The organism is Laceyella sacchari, from assembly GCF_024927925.1.
In the GTDB taxonomy this organism is placed as follows: domain Bacteria; phylum Bacillota; class Bacilli; order Thermoactinomycetales; family Thermoactinomycetaceae; genus Laceyella; species Laceyella sacchari.
In genome coordinates this window covers 1,348,833-1,364,533 of record NZ_CP103866.1, presented here as the reverse complement: position 1 = coordinate 1,364,533, position 15,701 = coordinate 1,348,833, and the positions used below count along the sequence as shown (strand labels likewise).

Annotated in this window: 15 protein-coding genes; 5 read left to right on the top strand and 10 right to left on the bottom strand. The window is 49.9% G+C overall.

Annotated elements, in window-relative coordinates:
- Positions 1–4: 4 nt before the first annotated feature.
- The 4 genes from ald to NYR52_RS06780 all read right to left on the bottom strand — a co-directional run bounded on the left by ald (position 5) and on the right by NYR52_RS06780 (position 3,049).
- Positions 5–1,135 (bottom strand): alanine dehydrogenase, encoded by a 1,131-nt coding sequence (ald, locus tag NYR52_RS06795; RefSeq protein WP_259436552.1) that lies wholly within the window; start codon positions 1,133–1,135, stop codon positions 5–7.
- A gap of 102 nt (positions 1,136–1,237) precedes the next feature.
- A complete protein-coding gene (gene fur / locus NYR52_RS06790; RefSeq protein ID WP_022736214.1) occupies positions 1,238–1,747 on the bottom strand; it encodes a ferric iron uptake transcriptional regulator in 510 nt (169 codons plus the stop codon).
- A gap of 73 nt (positions 1,748–1,820) precedes the next feature.
- A complete protein-coding gene (gene spoIIM / locus NYR52_RS06785; protein WP_022736213.1) occupies positions 1,821–2,483 on the bottom strand; it encodes a stage II sporulation protein M in 663 nt (220 codons plus the stop codon).
- A gap of 89 nt (positions 2,484–2,572) precedes the next feature.
- Entirely contained in the window at positions 2,573–3,049 is a 477-nt protein-coding gene (locus tag NYR52_RS06780; RefSeq protein ID WP_022736212.1) for a hypothetical protein, read from the bottom strand.
- A 66-nt stretch (positions 3,050–3,115) separates the two neighbouring features.
- Between NYR52_RS06780 and NYR52_RS06775 the strand changes: the two genes are divergently transcribed.
- A complete protein-coding gene (locus tag NYR52_RS06775) occupies positions 3,116–3,379 on the top strand; it encodes a hypothetical protein (RefSeq protein ID WP_132220137.1) in 264 nt (87 codons plus the stop codon).
- A gap of 438 nt (positions 3,380–3,817) precedes the next feature.
- Positions 3,818–4,198: a hypothetical protein gene (locus NYR52_RS06770; protein WP_132220136.1), complete on the top strand. Its 381-nt coding sequence runs from the start codon at positions 3,818–3,820 to the stop codon at positions 4,196–4,198.
- Positions 4,199–4,219: 21 nt separating this feature from the next.
- Here NYR52_RS06770 and NYR52_RS06765 read toward each other — a convergent pair whose 3' ends face one another.
- Both NYR52_RS06765 and NYR52_RS06760 read right to left on the bottom strand, forming a co-directional pair.
- A complete protein-coding gene (locus NYR52_RS06765; RefSeq protein ID WP_246026844.1) occupies positions 4,220–5,425 on the bottom strand; it encodes an endonuclease Q family protein in 1,206 nt (401 codons plus the stop codon).
- Positions 5,395–5,940: an NUDIX domain-containing protein gene (locus NYR52_RS06760; protein WP_132220135.1), complete on the bottom strand. Its 546-nt coding sequence runs from the start codon at positions 5,938–5,940 to the stop codon at positions 5,395–5,397. Before NYR52_RS06760 ends, NYR52_RS06765 begins: the two co-directional genes overlap by 31 nt.
- Positions 5,941–6,091: 151 nt before the next feature.
- Here NYR52_RS06760 and NYR52_RS06755 point away from each other — a divergent pair, with 151 nt between their 5' ends.
- The gene (locus NYR52_RS06755; RefSeq protein ID WP_259436551.1) at positions 6,092–6,292 is read left to right on the top strand and encodes a hypothetical protein; all 201 of its coding nucleotides are present in this window, start codon (positions 6,092–6,094) and stop codon (positions 6,290–6,292) included.
- 20 nt (positions 6,293–6,312) lie between these two features.
- Here the strand turns inward: NYR52_RS06755 and NYR52_RS06750 are convergent, their stop codons facing one another.
- Genes NYR52_RS06750 through NYR52_RS06740 form a run of 3 tightly spaced genes read right to left on the bottom strand, consistent with a single transcriptional unit; the run spans position 6,313 to position 12,007 of the window.
- Complete coding sequence (locus NYR52_RS06750) at positions 6,313–7,767, bottom strand: reverse transcriptase family protein (protein WP_022736206.1); 1,455 nt, start codon at positions 7,765–7,767, stop codon at positions 6,313–6,315.
- Between the two features lie 21 nt (positions 7,768–7,788).
- Positions 7,789–9,423 (bottom strand): SWIM zinc finger family protein, encoded by a 1,635-nt coding sequence (locus NYR52_RS06745; RefSeq protein WP_054095387.1) that lies wholly within the window; start codon positions 9,421–9,423, stop codon positions 7,789–7,791.
- A gap of 22 nt (positions 9,424–9,445) precedes the next feature.
- On the bottom strand, positions 9,446–12,007 hold the full coding sequence (locus NYR52_RS06740; protein WP_259436550.1) for a hypothetical protein: 2,562 nt from the start codon (positions 12,005–12,007) through the stop codon (positions 9,446–9,448).
- Between the two features lie 480 nt (positions 12,008–12,487).
- Between NYR52_RS06740 and NYR52_RS06735 the strand changes: the two genes are divergently transcribed.
- Positions 12,488–13,030, top strand: a complete 543-nt coding sequence (locus NYR52_RS06735; protein WP_132220133.1) for a hypothetical protein — start codon at positions 12,488–12,490, stop codon at positions 13,028–13,030.
- 31 nt (positions 13,031–13,061) lie between these two features.
- On the top strand, positions 13,062–13,892 hold the full coding sequence (locus NYR52_RS06730) for an EcsC family protein (RefSeq protein WP_132220132.1): 831 nt from the start codon (positions 13,062–13,064) through the stop codon (positions 13,890–13,892).
- 148 nt (positions 13,893–14,040) lie between these two features.
- Here the strand turns inward: NYR52_RS06730 and NYR52_RS06725 are convergent, their stop codons facing one another.
- The gene (locus NYR52_RS06725) at positions 14,041–15,198 is read right to left on the bottom strand and encodes a M20/M25/M40 family metallo-hydrolase (RefSeq protein WP_132220131.1); all 1,158 of its coding nucleotides are present in this window, start codon (positions 15,196–15,198) and stop codon (positions 14,041–14,043) included.
- Positions 15,199–15,701 lie beyond the last annotated feature (503 nt).

Sequence of the window (15,701 nt, the reverse complement as noted above, 5' to 3'; positions counted from 1 at the left end):
CGAGTTATGCCAGGTGTTGACCAATCGCCTCTTCCAGCGGCACATACGGAAGACCCAAGCTTTCGGCGACGGCAGAGTAGGTGACCTGCCCATTGATGACATTCACCCCACGTGCCAGAAAACGGTTGTCGGCAAGTGCTTGTGTCAATCCTTTGTTGGCGATCTGAACTGCGTACGGAATCGTGACATTGGTCAACGCGATGGTCGATGTCCTCGGCACCGCTCCCGGCATATTGGCCACTGCATAATGAACTACTCCGTGCTTCACATATGTCGGTTCACTGTGAGTTGTCACCCGGTCGATCGTTTCAATGGACCCTCCTTGGTCGATCGCCACATCCACAATCACTGAACCGGGTTGCATAGTGCGAACCATTTCTTCCGTCACCAACCGCGGTGCGCGGCGACCTGGTATCAATACCGCGCCTACCAACAAATCAGCTTTGGCAACGGCTTCCGCCAAGTTGTAACGGTTGGACATCAACGTCCGCAACTGGCCTTGGAATTGGTCATCCAGTTGTCTTAACCGATCCGCATTAATATCGAGAATGGTTACGTTGGCTCCCATCCCCAAAGCGATTTTGGCCGCATTCGTACCTACGACGCCACCACCGATAATCACCACTTCTCCAGGCAGTACCCCGGGGACGCCGCCGAGCAAAACCCCTTTGCCCCCTTTGGGCTTCTCCAAAAATTGCGCCCCGATCTGCACCGACATCCGTCCGGCTACTTCGCTCATCGGGGTCAACAACGGCAACGCACCGTTATCCAATTGAATCGTTTCATAAGCGATGGCAGCCACTTTTTTATCCATTAACGCCCGGGTGAGCTCCGGTTCTGGTGCGAGATGCAGGTAAGTGAAAAGAATTAGGTTTTCCCGAAAATAAGCAACCTCCTCCGGTTGCGGTTCTTTCACTTTCATGATCATGTCAGCGTTTTCCCATACTTCTTTGGCACTGCCCAAGATTTTGGCTCCATGCGCTGCATACTGATCATCTGTGAAACCGCTCCCATTTCCGGCCCCGCTTTGGATCAGCACCTCATGGCCAGACTGCACCAGCGCATCCACCCCCGCTGGAGTAATGGCGACACGGTTCTCATTGTTTTTGATTTCTGTTGGCACTCCTACTTTCATTCGCGAATCCCTCCTTAAGTCTCCTATCATATTCATGCGCCATTCATCGAGGAATTATTGATGCCAATACAAAAAAAATGAGACCTTTTTAAGAAAAAGATCTCACGTCACTTTAGAACCTACTAATTTTTTGGGGTCGGTCACTTTTCCTTTGCATCGGTGGCATATCCCGTGAAAGGTTAAGCGATGATCAATGATCTGAAAATCATATTCTCTCTCAACTTGCACCTCGATCGGGCCTAACAAGTCTTCCATAATTTCATCCACCGTGCCACAATTGAGGCAGATGAGGTGATGGTGATGATGCTCCGCCCCTTCTGCTCTGAATTCATACCGTGTAACGCCGTCTCCGAAATTGAGTTTGTGGATGATCTGCAAATCACTTAATAGCTCCAATGTCCGATAAACCGTGGCCAAACCGATCTCGGGAGCTTTATCCTTCACCAACAGGTAGACATCCTCTGCGCTTAAGTGATCCTCTTCATTTTCCAGTAGCACACGGACCGTCGCTTCCCGTTGGGGGGTTAATTTATAATTATGGGCGGATAATTGCTGTTTAATTTGTTTCACCCGGTCTTCCACAAAAACACCCCCCTGTTTATCTGACACCATTATATTGGAGAGTCGCAGAAGAGTCAAACCACATGAAAGACACTATTAGATAATAATTATTTTAAAACCGGTGTTAATTCCATGATTGATCCATCAATTGTTCTGTTGGAATCGCTTCTTTCATCATGACTGGTGAAAGGTAAGCTTCTAATGCGGCTGAAACCAACATCACGACAGCCATGGCCGTCACCAAGAGAGAAAAGGAGACGAACTGCGGGTATATGGTTCCCCGATAGTGAATCAACCGATTCTTGACGAGTAAGGTGGAAAAGTGAATCCCTGCCACTGTCACAATAATGAGCGCCGGAATCATCAGCAAGTTTTGCGGCACTACGGATACAAAGGCGAACCACAATCCTTCCCACGCCAGTTGGTTAACCAGGAAACCGACCGTAAAACCGATCACCAGGCCTTTTATGAAGATAAACACCAGCAAAAGGGGAATGCCGATAACCGACAGACCCAAAATCCACATGAGGCCAATTGTTTTCAAATGATCCCCCAACGCGTGTTGAAACGCTACTTCGGGCTCGGCAATCGTGTGTTGCTCCAACCCCCTAAAAAAATGGCCCAAGTAAGTTAACAGCCCGTCCTTTTGCGCAGGATCGAGCGTATTGACGATCACCGCCCCGAAGATCACCCCCATCATAAACAAGACGGTGACAAACAAATAGGGTGACCGTTGTTGCTGAATGTGCGATTGAATCGACCGTCTCCACTTGTTCTTCTGCTTCATCCGACTTCGCCTCCTTCAGTCCCGTCACACTACTCTATGACTAAAATGGAAGAGGTATGCCGCATGAAGCTAGAGTTTGAGAAAAGAATTCAACCGCCCCACTCTTTGTTCGATTCACTTTTTTTCTCTCCGACCGCATACAAGTGGAAGCCTGAACCCTCGCCTAGCCAACTTTCCACCACCCAACCATCGGCCGAAGCATTGCTTTGCTCGGTTCGCACATGCGCTTTTTGCACGCTCAATCCCAAAATTCCCCGCACGGGCCCCAGCCAGCACATGATTCCGACCAACAAAATCACAAAGGTGATTACCGCATTGCGCAACCAATCTTCAGATGTCTCCGAGGTAAGCATGTTTTGAAACACATAAAAACCGATAAACAAAAAATAACTGAAACCAAACAATACCCAAATCGCTTTGAACCCAGCCAATAGATAACCGATTCGCTTGCGTCTGAGCAGGAAGATTAACGATTTGATCGCAATCAAGCCAATGATGAACACAATTAATAAGGTCATGAGATTCGTCAACACTTTCCCTGACCAGATGAGTGGACTCACATTCATCCCAAACGCCTCCTCCAAGATGCCTCGGCCCCCTTTGACCGGGGGAGGAATGGTGGGTGCCGCCCGGTGTCCCATTTGGCAGGGATGGCTTCTCAAAGCGCACCCACACATTTTAATCCTTGTCCATCCAGGGCATGTCTGGTGAATCAAGTTGATAGAGAAGCGGCAGCGGAAAAATCTTTCCTCGATGAGCGCCTCGCCACAGGTGAAGCAAATGAGAAAATGGTTTTGGAGCCGCTGACCTATTCATCGACACGCGCTGGCAAAAAGTCGGAGCAACCCACTCTTGCCTATAAAATCCATCCATCTCCAAATATTATATTTATCTGAAATTATTATAACCTTTCACGGACTAACAGATAAGCCCGATGCAGGCGCCACCCCAATTATCCCAAACTCACACTTCATATCATCACACTTGTGCTTAGCACACAGAAAACGCTTTGCTAAAACGTTGATCCACAGGCGTATCACTGATCGCCTCCATTTGCGATGCCTCGCCACGACAAAGCGTTTCCCATTCTCATCACCTGTGTAGTGACAGGATAGCTACACCGATGAATGATCCTACACAAACGAAAGGTTTACATCCACGGGTGCGATTCGTTGATGGTTGTTCCATTATCCGTTCTCTTTCCAATGTCGCATTACCATCAATTTATCATATCACAGCGGCCTAGCATAGATAACGGAAGCAATTCTGCCCCTCTTCCTTTCAGAATAACTCCTTTCCAACTGGCCGACATTAAGGGGGAAAGGAGGATGACCATGGCAGAAAGAGCGATATTCGGATATTTCCAAACGATTGATGCCGCACAGAAAGCCGCCGCAGAGCTACGACAGGCCGGCTTTGAAGTGGATGTGAGCCGTTTTTCACCCTTGGGTGGCGGAAAAGACGCTGACGGAGACGCCACGTATAGTAATCCGTATGAAAACCCGCGGATGTCATTGGCTGAGAGCACGCTGGGTAGTCCCCGGCTCGATCCCGACAAGAGCGTTATGCAAGCCGCCCATCCCGACGCCAGCGGACTGTCTGGTGGCCACCCCCTGTCTTCACTTGAGGATGTGTCAGTCACTGTGTTTGCAACTTCGGAAGACCGGGTGCAAGAAGCGGAATCCATCTTGCGCAAACACGGAGCCAGAGAGTAAGGAAAAAGCTAACCACATCGGTTAGCTTTTTTGTAGTGGATCGACTTTGCCATAAACGCCGCCGCCCCCTTCGGACAATGCCAATCGTTGCTCGCGCGCCAATTGAATATAATGGGCGATAGCCGCGCCAGCTACTTGGCGGATTTCTTCCACCTCCGCATGATGAAGAACATTCATCTCTGTTCCAAATGCCTGCAATAATTTATCCAGGGTTTTGGGGCCCAGTTTGGGAATGAATTCAAGCGGCACTTGATAAACATAAGGGGGACGGTGTGCCGGGTGGCGACTTGGTTGATCGGCGATCTCCTCGATCCGGTCCTTCACGCCTTTCACCTTTTTCAAGCTGCCGCAGTGTGGGCAACAAGCAACTTGGCTTGACGGCCACAATTCATCACAATTCAAGCAACGGGTTCGATAGTATTTTCCCAGCTTGGGGTTTAAGCCGTAATTAGCCAGGACGCGCCTGCCCCCCTCTCTGGCGAGTGCCCGTTTCAATTCTTGAAAACTAGCATCTCGCACCAACAATTGATTGTATTCGCGACCGATTTTGGGTAGAGAGTGAGCGTCCGAATTGGTGACAAATGTAAAAGGTGCCAACTCAGATAGTTGATCGGCCAAATCCGAATCGGAGCTCAACCCGAGTTCCACTGCCGATACCTTCTTCATGTCAAACAATTGCTCCATGCGAGGTGCGGCATTGCCGTAAACACTTTTAAACGGGGTGAATACATGGGCGGGAATAAACAAACCACCCCACTCCCATACTTTTTCTTGCAGGGCCAATGCCGATTGCCGCAACCGCTGGGTGCTTAACTGGACATTTTTCATATATCTCTTTAACCAGGCGGTAAGTTCTCGCATCTGTTCCAAACCGGGCAGGTACACCAGGACGTGAAACGCACCGGCTCCCTCCCTAAGCTCGATCTCTGCCCCCAACACGCAAGTCGTATCCCCATACGTAATGCCACCGTCCGGATGTTCGCGGTAAAGCCCTTTGTCCAATCCTGCCTGAATCTCTTCCTGTACTGGAGGGGACTGAGCGTCGATGATTCCGATCAGCTGGATGCCTTTGCGGTGAAACGCTTCCTTTATAATCGCTTCAAACGTCATGTTTTTCGCCGCTGTGATTTTTACAGGGAGATTTCCCTGGGTTCTGCCAATATGGATATGCAAGTCGGCGAAAATCTCTTGCAACTTCATCTCCCGCTCGACACCCGGGCTTGCCATAAGTAGACTGCGGCCACCGTTTTGGCGTCCATGATATCGCCACTTTGAATTCGCTCCAAGCACTCATCCAGCGTGCATTCAACCAATTCCACAAATTCATCCTCATCGGGGTTCACTTCCCCTTTTGTTAAACCCTCAGCTTGATAAATGTGCAAACATTCGTCTGAAAATCCGGGTGAGGTGTAAAAGGAAACCACATGCGTCAAGCCCGTAGCCCGGTAACCCGTTTCTTCTTCCAACTCTCGTGCCGCGCAATCCCCGGGGTCTTCTCCCGCTTCCAATTTGCCCGCCGGGATTTCCAGGATCGTCTTTTCCAACGGCTTCCTGAATTGCCGCACCAGCACCATTTTCCCCTCATCCGTAATAGCCAGAACGGCGACGGCACCTGGGTGTTTCACAATTTCGCGTTTGGCAGCGCGGCCATCGGGCAATTGAACGTCATCTACTTGCAGCTGAACCACTTTGCCCGTATATATCGTTCGACTCGCAATCGTTTTTTCTTCAAAATTTCGCATTGTTGTCACTCCTGTCTCAATCTATTCCTTATTATAACTCACATCCATCTCCAAACCGACCATTCTCGTACAAATGGAGACAGCTTTACGCATATGGATAAGATGATGTGTCAATGCTGGTTAAGACAAATAATCTCCGGTGGTGATCCAGATGAAATGCACCTGGCGACAATCAAGTTTCTGCGTGAGCGGCAAAGGCTGGCAAGTGCGTGCCTATCTGCGCCAATTGACCAACCATCCGCTAACCGTAAAACAGCTCATCGAACGAAAACATCGTTTGTTCCGTCCACTGCGGAAAGAGAAGTCCCTCCATCGACTCTTTCCCAATCAACGCACAAAGGCCGAGCCTTGATCGGCTCGACCCCGATACCTTTATGATTGAACCGTTTTTCCAGCCCATCCAGGCAGAGATAAGCGATGTTTCACCGCAATAGCTTGCAACTGCCGAATCAGCTTCTCTTCTAAATCGGGCCGCACCATGCGCACAAAGTTGGCGTACCCTTTGATGTAATCCCAATAATGTGGGTGACCTGTACGATTTTCCGCTTCTAGTCCGTTTTTTTCAACGTTGTGCAACAACGCCCGAAACTGTTTCCATTCTCGGCGGTTGACATTGATCTTCTCGTTAACTACAATGCCCGTCACTGTCTGTCGATTGGTCCGCTTCAACACTCTCGTTTTATCTTCATTGACGGTGAATCCTTCAAATGCCACAATCCGACGTACTTGGTTTATGACGGTGCCGATTTGGCCGATTCCATCCTCTGAACAGGAGAACGTCATGTCATCAGCATAGCGAGAATATTGAAAGCCATACTTTTGCGCTAACCCTGACAACCGCTCATCCAAGCGACGACACAAAAGATTCGTTATGGACGGACTGGTGCAGGCCCCTTGTGGAAGCTGGCGTTCCCCGATCGCCACATGATACACACGGCCTCCAAGCGTAACAGCGCGGCGCGGCGGTTCGGTACACAACAGCGCCAACAGCGTACTGATCATCTCACTGTACCCAAATGATTGAAACAAGCCTCGAACCCGGTAGAAATGAATGCTCGGAAAAAAATCTCGCAAATCCATCTTAATGACTGCCGCTTGGCCAACATGCCGTTTCGCGTTGTCCACGATACTTTTCCCCGGCACAAACCCTTGCGCCGCAGGGTGTACCGGCAGGCGGTCGAGAAGATGAGTCTTAATCCAAGCCTGTGCTTGCCTGAGCGTTTGTTTGGGAGCGGAAATTTCCCTTTCTTCCCCATTTTGTTTGGGGATGGTGAATCGGAAATAATGGGACAGTGTCGCCGTGTTGCGATGATATGTAAGCCATTTGAGCTTGCTTACGGAGATTCCTATCGCCTCTGCTAACTCTTCCGCGGTGGTTACGATGGGCAAGCCAGCTTGGCGCAACATCTCCGTCTGAGTTTCCTTGTTTTCCAATCCGCCTGAAACCCCTTCTCCTGCATACACAACATGGCGAGCGCGGTGCTGTTCCCACGCTTCTTTGGCCTCGCGGCGCTTCTGTTCTCGCTCTGCCTTTTGTACCTCTCGCCTTTTTCTGCTGGCTTCAATCCGTTTTTGGCGCACTTCTTTTAACAGTTGCTGCACCTTGGGCATGCTCATGCCTTTGGACTGCAACCGCCGCAATTCCGCCGCCAAGCGGGCGCGCTCCTCATCCTCTGCTTGTTGCTGCTTCTTCTCTTCCTCTGTCAATGAATCGTTGCTCCAGAAGCCCAAGCGGATCATCTCTTCACGAATGGTCGCTTCCCGCCCATTTGCACTCACTTTTTGAATCCACTCTTCCCTGGTTAAGGGACGTTTTTCCTCCGACATCCTGATCTCCCTCCTCCTTGCTCAGTCGCGGGCTATGGCCACAAGCGCCATCATGTGCTCGCACGGTCCTTGCATCAGCTTGTTCTGTTTGTAGAAATAACACGTGCATTCACCTTGCTCAATCCGCCCGTCATGATCAAGAACCACTTGGGGTTCCACCGACCGGTTGCTCGTCCGGACACTGCCATAGAGCGTTACGCCGCTAGCCGACGCTTCTTTTCGTGAGAGGCTCACATGTCCTTGTTGCACCAATTTTTTCGCTTTTTCCTCACGCGGATTAGCGTACCGCAACTGATCCACTGGCAAGGGGTCGCGCGTCAATTCACGCAGGCGGTAGCGGCCGATCTCCAAATCGAACATCACCCTGCCGGCACTACACAGCTGGCGTAATGCCGCTTGCACCGTAGGCACTGGCAAGCCAGTCCACTCTGCCAATGATTCTGCTGTCGCCGTCTTTTTCCATTTCATCTTGGAAAAAACTTGTTTGCTCTCTTCGGGCGTCACCTGCGCCGAACTGCCGATCAGCAAATCGAAGTTACCGGCACCAGCCCAGTCATTGCGAGTCCAACCAGACAAGCCCAACGTGAAACTGAGATTGCCCAAGTCAGCCACATAAAAACTAGGCAATCCCGTGCCCAACAGGTTGACGGTGATCTTGCGGGACAGCGGCAACAACCTTTCCAATAAGAAGAGGCGGCGGCGCCCCCAAGTGCGAATCTCTTGCTCGGTATCTCCCAGATAAACGGAATCGCTAAAGGTCATCACTTCGTTCCACGGCTCGATGACCACTTGCACCGGTTGACCCGGCTTGAGCAAAAACTTGAGCGAACGAGGGCTGTGCCGTTCTTTGTGCCGTCGCAAAAAGGTGCAGAGATTATACAGATCGATCGGCTTCACATCGAAGGTGACCGCTGGCATCGTCATTGCTGATTGAACTTGGAGAAAACCGCGAATCCAGCTGACAGGCACATCGATTTTCTTCTCTTTGTACACTTCCCGTCCTTCCGTCGCCACTTCAAAGCCCGATGGGTCCACTTGAAATTCAGTGGGACGGTACGAGCGGATGCGTTGGATTTCATTGAGCAACGCATCCGAAAAATCGATGTTGGTCGTACCATAGGCGAAATCCTTCACATCGTCAAACAGTTCGGAATGAACCGCCAACCGTCCGTAGGAGGACTCGTCCAACGAAAAGGCTTCAAAAAAAACTTGATCAGGCGCCACGGTAATGACAGGATCGAGAACAAACCAAGCGTCAGGATCGTTATGATACAACCAATTGAAATACCGGGCCCGCGCTTTGTAATAAGGTCCCATGCGTTTAGTGCGGAGGCGATCCAATTCTTGTATGCGTTCACGGATAAGCAGCATCCTCGCCGCTTCACCCGACTCTTTACCCATCGTGTCGATCAGGTCAAGCACATACTGTTGTTGCACCCACTCTTGATAAGCTCGATGATCCTTCGGTTTAACATTCAAATCTGAAACAACGACATCGCGCAGCGCAATCATGGCGTCGCGGTAGCGGATGGAGTCTTTGATTCGGCCTTGGAAAAACGTAGGCTCCCGACCCAGATCCGGGGCAAAGTCAACCAGTGTACGACCGCCTACATGACTGATGTTGCTTGCTTTGGCATAGGTCTGTTGAAATTGCATGCGTTCTCCTCCTTGCTGTGAATTATTCCAACGCCAACGGTGTCTGAATGTGTGGATAGCGCATTTTGATCTGTGTGAGCAGATGGACGATCCGTTCAAAATCCTGCCGCCCGAAATTGCGTACCATATCATTCAACAGAGGCACCATCGCTTCTGCGCATTCCTGTTTCTCCAATGCCAGTCTCTCCAACAGTGCGAAAGCCATGTTTTTGGCACGCCGTCCCCGATGCACGCGGAAAAACACAGTCCGAAAAAACAACTCTAACTCAGTCATGCGTTGAGCCGTCCAGGTCAGCCGGTCGCCAATAGCTAAAGCGAACTCCTGAACCTCCAAATATGGACTTTCACTGGCTCGCATCATGAGTTCCGTCAAGTCGAGCCGTGTCAGATGGCGGTCAATCAACTCCATGGCCAAAGCACGGATATCCCGGCGGGCGGTGTCCAACAAGCCGTAGATCAATTCCGGGGTCTGTTCGTCAGTGGGAAGAGCGGTCACGATGCACATTGCCCACTCCCGCGTGTCATCCCAATCGGTCTCCATTACATTGACCAACAAATCGGGGGACCAAATCAACCGCAATTTTTCAAGCATCTTCCGCGCTGCCGCACGAACCTCCGCCAAGGGGCGATGTGCGAGATCGACCAGTTGTTGCAATGTGAAATCGTGCGGTTTCGGTTCGATCAGAGCCAGCAGTTGCGCACCGAAAGCCTGCATGGCATGCTCTTGATGCTGTAACAAAGCAAGCGCTTGACTGATTGGGGTCTTCCGTAATTCCTCAAAGAACAATTTCCCCAACAACACGTCACGGATATAATTACGTACCAGCGCACTTTCATTTTCATCCAGCATCATTTCCCACAAGCGGGGCAAAAGAGCGGGATAAAAAGGTACGACCCAAAGTAAACGATCTGACATAAAGCGAGTAGTAAACGCTTGCACTCGGCTGTTCGGTGTTTTGATCAGAGCGAGCAAAAAGTCCAAATCCAGCTTCAGTTTTTCGAAATGCTTCTCAAACAGCGCCTCTGTCTGCTGCTGCACTTCATTATTGGCTGAAGAGAGGAGCGGGAGCAACTCGACACCTGTGACCTCCTGTTGTTCCACATCCAACTCTTCCAACAGCAACGCCAACAAATCTTCCTTCATTCTATACATGTAAGACCAACGGCTACCGCTGTCTTGCAATTGCTTGATCAATGCCATAGTCGCAAATTCACTCACATAGGGCCGGCAATGGCTCCGCAACAAATCGATACAACCCGTAGCCCGCCAATAATCACTTCCATCTTTAATGATGTCGATGATCCGCCGGGTGATTTTCAGGTTAAACTCGCGAGGCAGTTTCTGTGCATTTTCCCCGAACCAATCGGCCGCTTTTTCACGCACCGTTTGATCTATATGGAACAGCAGTTCCTCCAGCAAGACAAGATCCGCCTCGCCGTTGTCCGCCAAGATTTCGTTCTCCAATAGCCATGCCAGTGCGGCTCTGTTGCGTTGATTATGCTCATCATCCAAAAGTTTCATCCATTTTTCACGCGGCACCCTATTCAGATAATCCCGATTTCCATGCAGGAGCGCATTCCAAGCAAAGCTGATCACTGTGCCTGACGAAGCTTTGTTGAATAACCGCCACAATTCGTCCGCATGTTGATCCCAGAGATTGGGGAACGCTTCTTCCCTGCGGTCAAGCCCGTCATACGGCACAAACACATCCTCCCACTGCAAACGCTTAGGCTTAAACGTTTGGCTGCGGTGAAACAGCAGATGGTTGAACAGCCAAAGATGATTGTACTTTTTGCCGACCAACCACTCACCGTTTTCGTACTTTGACACGTACCGGGCATCTTGGTCTTCATATTGCAACAACGCTTCCACGGCAAAGCGAATGTACGCCGGATTCCCCTTTTCCCCAAGTTCTCGCAAATAACGCCAACAGCGGCGACGCAAGTAATAATGCGTTTTATCGGAGTAAACCTCCACTTCTTGTCCAGCGGCGGTTTGAAGCCGGTTATTCCCTTTTCGCTCCAGGTCAAAGCGATGCGCGAGGATCGCCCACGTTTCGGCGTCTCCCTTTTTTTCTGCCAGCTTGAAGATTGCTTTTACATAGCGGAAATACACTGCATCAAATGGTATCAGCGCATTCCGTCTGCCCCCGTGCCATTTCACCTGCAGTTTCCTGGAGATCATATGTCTCTGATATTTAAAAAATCGACGTTGCAGATCATAGATATCGGACTGATAACTCAATAGTTTGCGCACTGCTTTCCGTGCCAGGGGATGCCCCGATACGTACAACGTCCACAACCAAGAGCCGTCTTGCGGATCAAGCTGTGCCATATCTTCTTCTGGCAAACTGAGCTTTTGCCAACCTCCTTTGTTGTAATCCCAAACTTGCACCTCTCCATTCAACAGAAAAGCGAACTTAAGCAGTTCATCAATCACCGCCGGATCATTCCGGTTCAGCATCGCTTGGATTCTTGCGGGTAGCGGGGCCTTGGGTTCTTCTTTTTCCCACCAAGTGTCATGGGTTGCAAATTCTCGCTCTGCTTGGGCTAACATCAAATTCTTTTTCTCCTGGTCAGCCATTCCCCATCCTCCTTAAGTAAAAAGAATGCCCGACTCGGACACTACCCGAGTCAGGCATGAATCACTTTGTCTACTAACAGTCTTCGGATCTGGGTTCGCACTGAAAAAGCCCTAGTGCACCCCTTAGTCGTTAGGTCCGGCTACGCCTGCTTAGGCAGAACCTAACGCACTAAGGGGTGCACTAGGGCTGACTAAGTAACGCGGAGCCGGGTGATGTTTGTTTGCCATCATGTCCCGCACAGCGTATCACCGTGCAATTGGCTAGACAAAGCCTTCTTATATGTACAAATAGTATTATGAATTAATAGAATTGAAATGTCAATGCAAAATTATTTAAGCGATGCAAATCCTTACAATCCTTCATCTATCCCGGCACTTCCTCCAGCGCCCACGCTGGGTTAAAATGATGATGCAACCCAGATTGCGCCAAATCGACACACCTACGACCCATTCGGCTTATAACATCAAGGGAGTGACAACATGAAAGTTCAGCCTTATCAGGCCAAGCTGGACCAACTCACTCCACGTGAGAGGCAAACCTATTTTGAATTGGTCCGGTTGGCTGCTCCGGAGGAAATGATCCATCCAGAGTACCAAGTTCTCATTCCCAAAGGGGCCTGCATCATTTCCTACCGGCAATTGGAAAAATACCTCGACCTGACGCGATCGACCATCCGGCGTGCCTTGGTTCGGTTGGCAGACCGCGATTTCATCGAATTGACCCATTTGGGGCAACTCAAAGGAAAAGACGGAGTACACTATCGCTCCATGGTGAAAATCAAACATTATAAACCACTCCCGGCACACACCGAGGTAAGCGAGCAGGAGCCTTCCCTGGTAGAAGGGCTAATCAAGTTGGAATATGATCATCTCACCCAACGGTTCGACAGCTTGCAAACTTACCTGGCACAGAACCGGACACGCCTCACACTTACGGAGCGGGCCCAATTGGACCGAATCATCGCGGCCTACCAAGCCGCGCTCAATGTAGTTGGCAGCAACAAAGAGACTTTTCAACGGTAACAAGCATTAGTGAATGAGGGATGGAAGTATTATGGAAAACCAGGAAATGCTATTGGAAGCATTAAAAGAAATAGAAAAATGGGAACAAGATCAGAAGGATTTGTGGTTTTGGGAAAAGTTAGGCAGAATTCCCTTCACTCTGCTCGACCGCATCACTCCCAACATCGTGCATGAATGGCTAGGCAAAATTCTCGATGAATTGGGAGGCTACATCCAAACAGGCGGGCAGTATTTGATCAGCGAAAAAGAAATCCTCACTCAACTGGCCAAAGAAGCCCAACTTCGTCCTGATTACCTCACTTTGGATAAAGTGCCGGCTCTTCCGCTTCACACGATGGATAAAGTGGCAGAGGAATTGAAAGAATCACGCAAGCAATTCGCCACCATGCAAGGAGCAACAACGGGCTTTGGCGGAGTATTCACCCTAGCGATTGACATTCCCGCCCTTTTGGGCCTTTCACTGAAGGTTCTGCAAGAGATGGCGCTAAGTTACGGCTACAATCCCAAGGACAAACATGAGCGCATTTTTATCGTCAAATGCCTGCAATTCGCTTCCAGTGACTTCGTCGGTAAGCAAGCGATCATCAAAGAACTAGCGTCGGCCGAAACAGCACAAGTTGGCGAATCCATCTCCAAATTGGAGGGGTGGCGCGAAGTAATCTATACTTACCGGGACAACTATGGATGGAAAAAACTGTTCCAGCTCGTTCCCGTCGTAGGAATCATCTTCGGCGCCTATATCAACCGTTCCACCATCGATGAAGTGTCGGAAGCAGGACAAATGCTCTACCGCAAACGCCGGGTCTTGGAAAAATTAGCCCGCATGGACAGCGATGATGGATTGGCAAAATACAATATATAAAAGCAAACGGCCTCCGACGGGAGACCGTTTTTTGTTCACGTGACTGGGATTGGCCATTTAATGGCCACTTCGATTTTTTCAACAGACAAGGAATATTTTTCAACCCAACCATCCAGAATAATGATTGCGTCAAAAACGGGCTAACAACCTATTTCCCCAAAGAACCGCTACCCGTAGCAGCCACTTCTACCTTCGCCGATTCTTCGATCAAAGCCACCACTAACTCCGCCGCTTTCACCAACTCTTTGATTGGCATCCGTTCACTGGTGGTGTGGATGTTCTGGTAACCGATGCCCAAATTCACTGTGGGAATACCGTGCCCGGCAATCACGTTAGCATCGCTTCCTCCACCGCTGGCGCCAATGCGGGGCGTGCGGCCAATGCGCATAACTGCTTCTTTGGCTTTTTGCACCACCAGATCCTCTTCGGAGAAGTGGAAGGAAGGGTACAAGGTACGTGTTTCCACTTCGGCTTTGGCGTTGAATTCCTCAGCCGCTTCATGAAATGCTTGTACCATGCTGTCCACTTGCCGGCGCAATTTCTCCGGATTGCGGCTGCGCGCTTCAGCCAAGATTTCGACCCGCTCCGGAATCACGTTGGAAGCAGTGCCCCCTTGGAAGCGACCGATGTTGGCCGTCGTCTCTTCGTCAATCCGCCCCAAGCGCATTTTGGAGATAGCCCGACTCGCTACTTGGATGGCGCTAATCCCATCTTCAGGGTTCACACCTGCATGTGCTGCTTTGCCATAAATGGTTGCCAGCACTTTTACTTGCGACGGAGCCGACGTGATGATTTCACCCACCTCTCCATCGGAATCCATAGCAAACCCGAAATCGGCGTCTACCAGAGACATATCCAAATGGCGCGACCCAATCAAACCAGATTCTTCTCCGGCAGTAATGAGCAATTGGATTTGTCCGTGAGGAAGCCCTTTTTCTTTCAACAGGCGGATTCCCTCCAAAAGGGCGGCCAAGCCAGCTTTATCATCCGCACCAAGGATGGTGGTGCCGTCTGACTCAATCACATCGCCGTTGATTTGCGGCTTGATCCCTTTGCCCGGAGCGACGGTGTCCATATGGCAGGTAAAATAGATCTTAGGTGCCCCCGGAACCGTTCCTTTCAGTGTCGCCACCAAATTGCCCGCGCCATGTCCCGTCAATTGAGCAGAGCCATCCTCAACCACATCCAACCCCAATTCTGTCAGTTTTTGGGTCAGAAGGTCACAAATGGCTCTTTCGTCACCTGTCTCACTATCCGTTTTTACTAATTCTATAAATTCATCGATTAAACGCTGTTGGTCTACCACCGTTACTCCTCCAATCACCCGATAAAATTACTACCTATTTTACCATGACTCAATTCAACTTGTTGGCAACCAAAGACCTAAAATCAGGCAAAAAACGTGGATCTTTGGTTATTGACAGCGGTTTGGCGAAAAAAGCCTGTACAAAGCTATAAAATTTGCCATTTTTTTGCCAGTTGTTCGCTTTGTAATCCGAAATTTTTCAGCAACTCCTCATTACTCATTCTATATTTAAATGAAACAATTTTCTAGAGCGTGTCTGATGCATAGGCCAGCGGCTCCAAAACCATTTTCTCATTCGCTTCACGCGTGACGAGGCGCTCCTCGAGAAAAGGTTTTTCCGCCGCTTCTTCCCTACCAACTTGATATGCCAGACACACCCTAGTGCTATTTTCCTCCACTCCGGTAGTTAGAAGATTGCCACATCATGGGAAAACTGGCTTTGCCCCTATTATGTCCAATTTAATTTTTTTTATTCACATACAATAGAAAAAGCACCGGGGCCA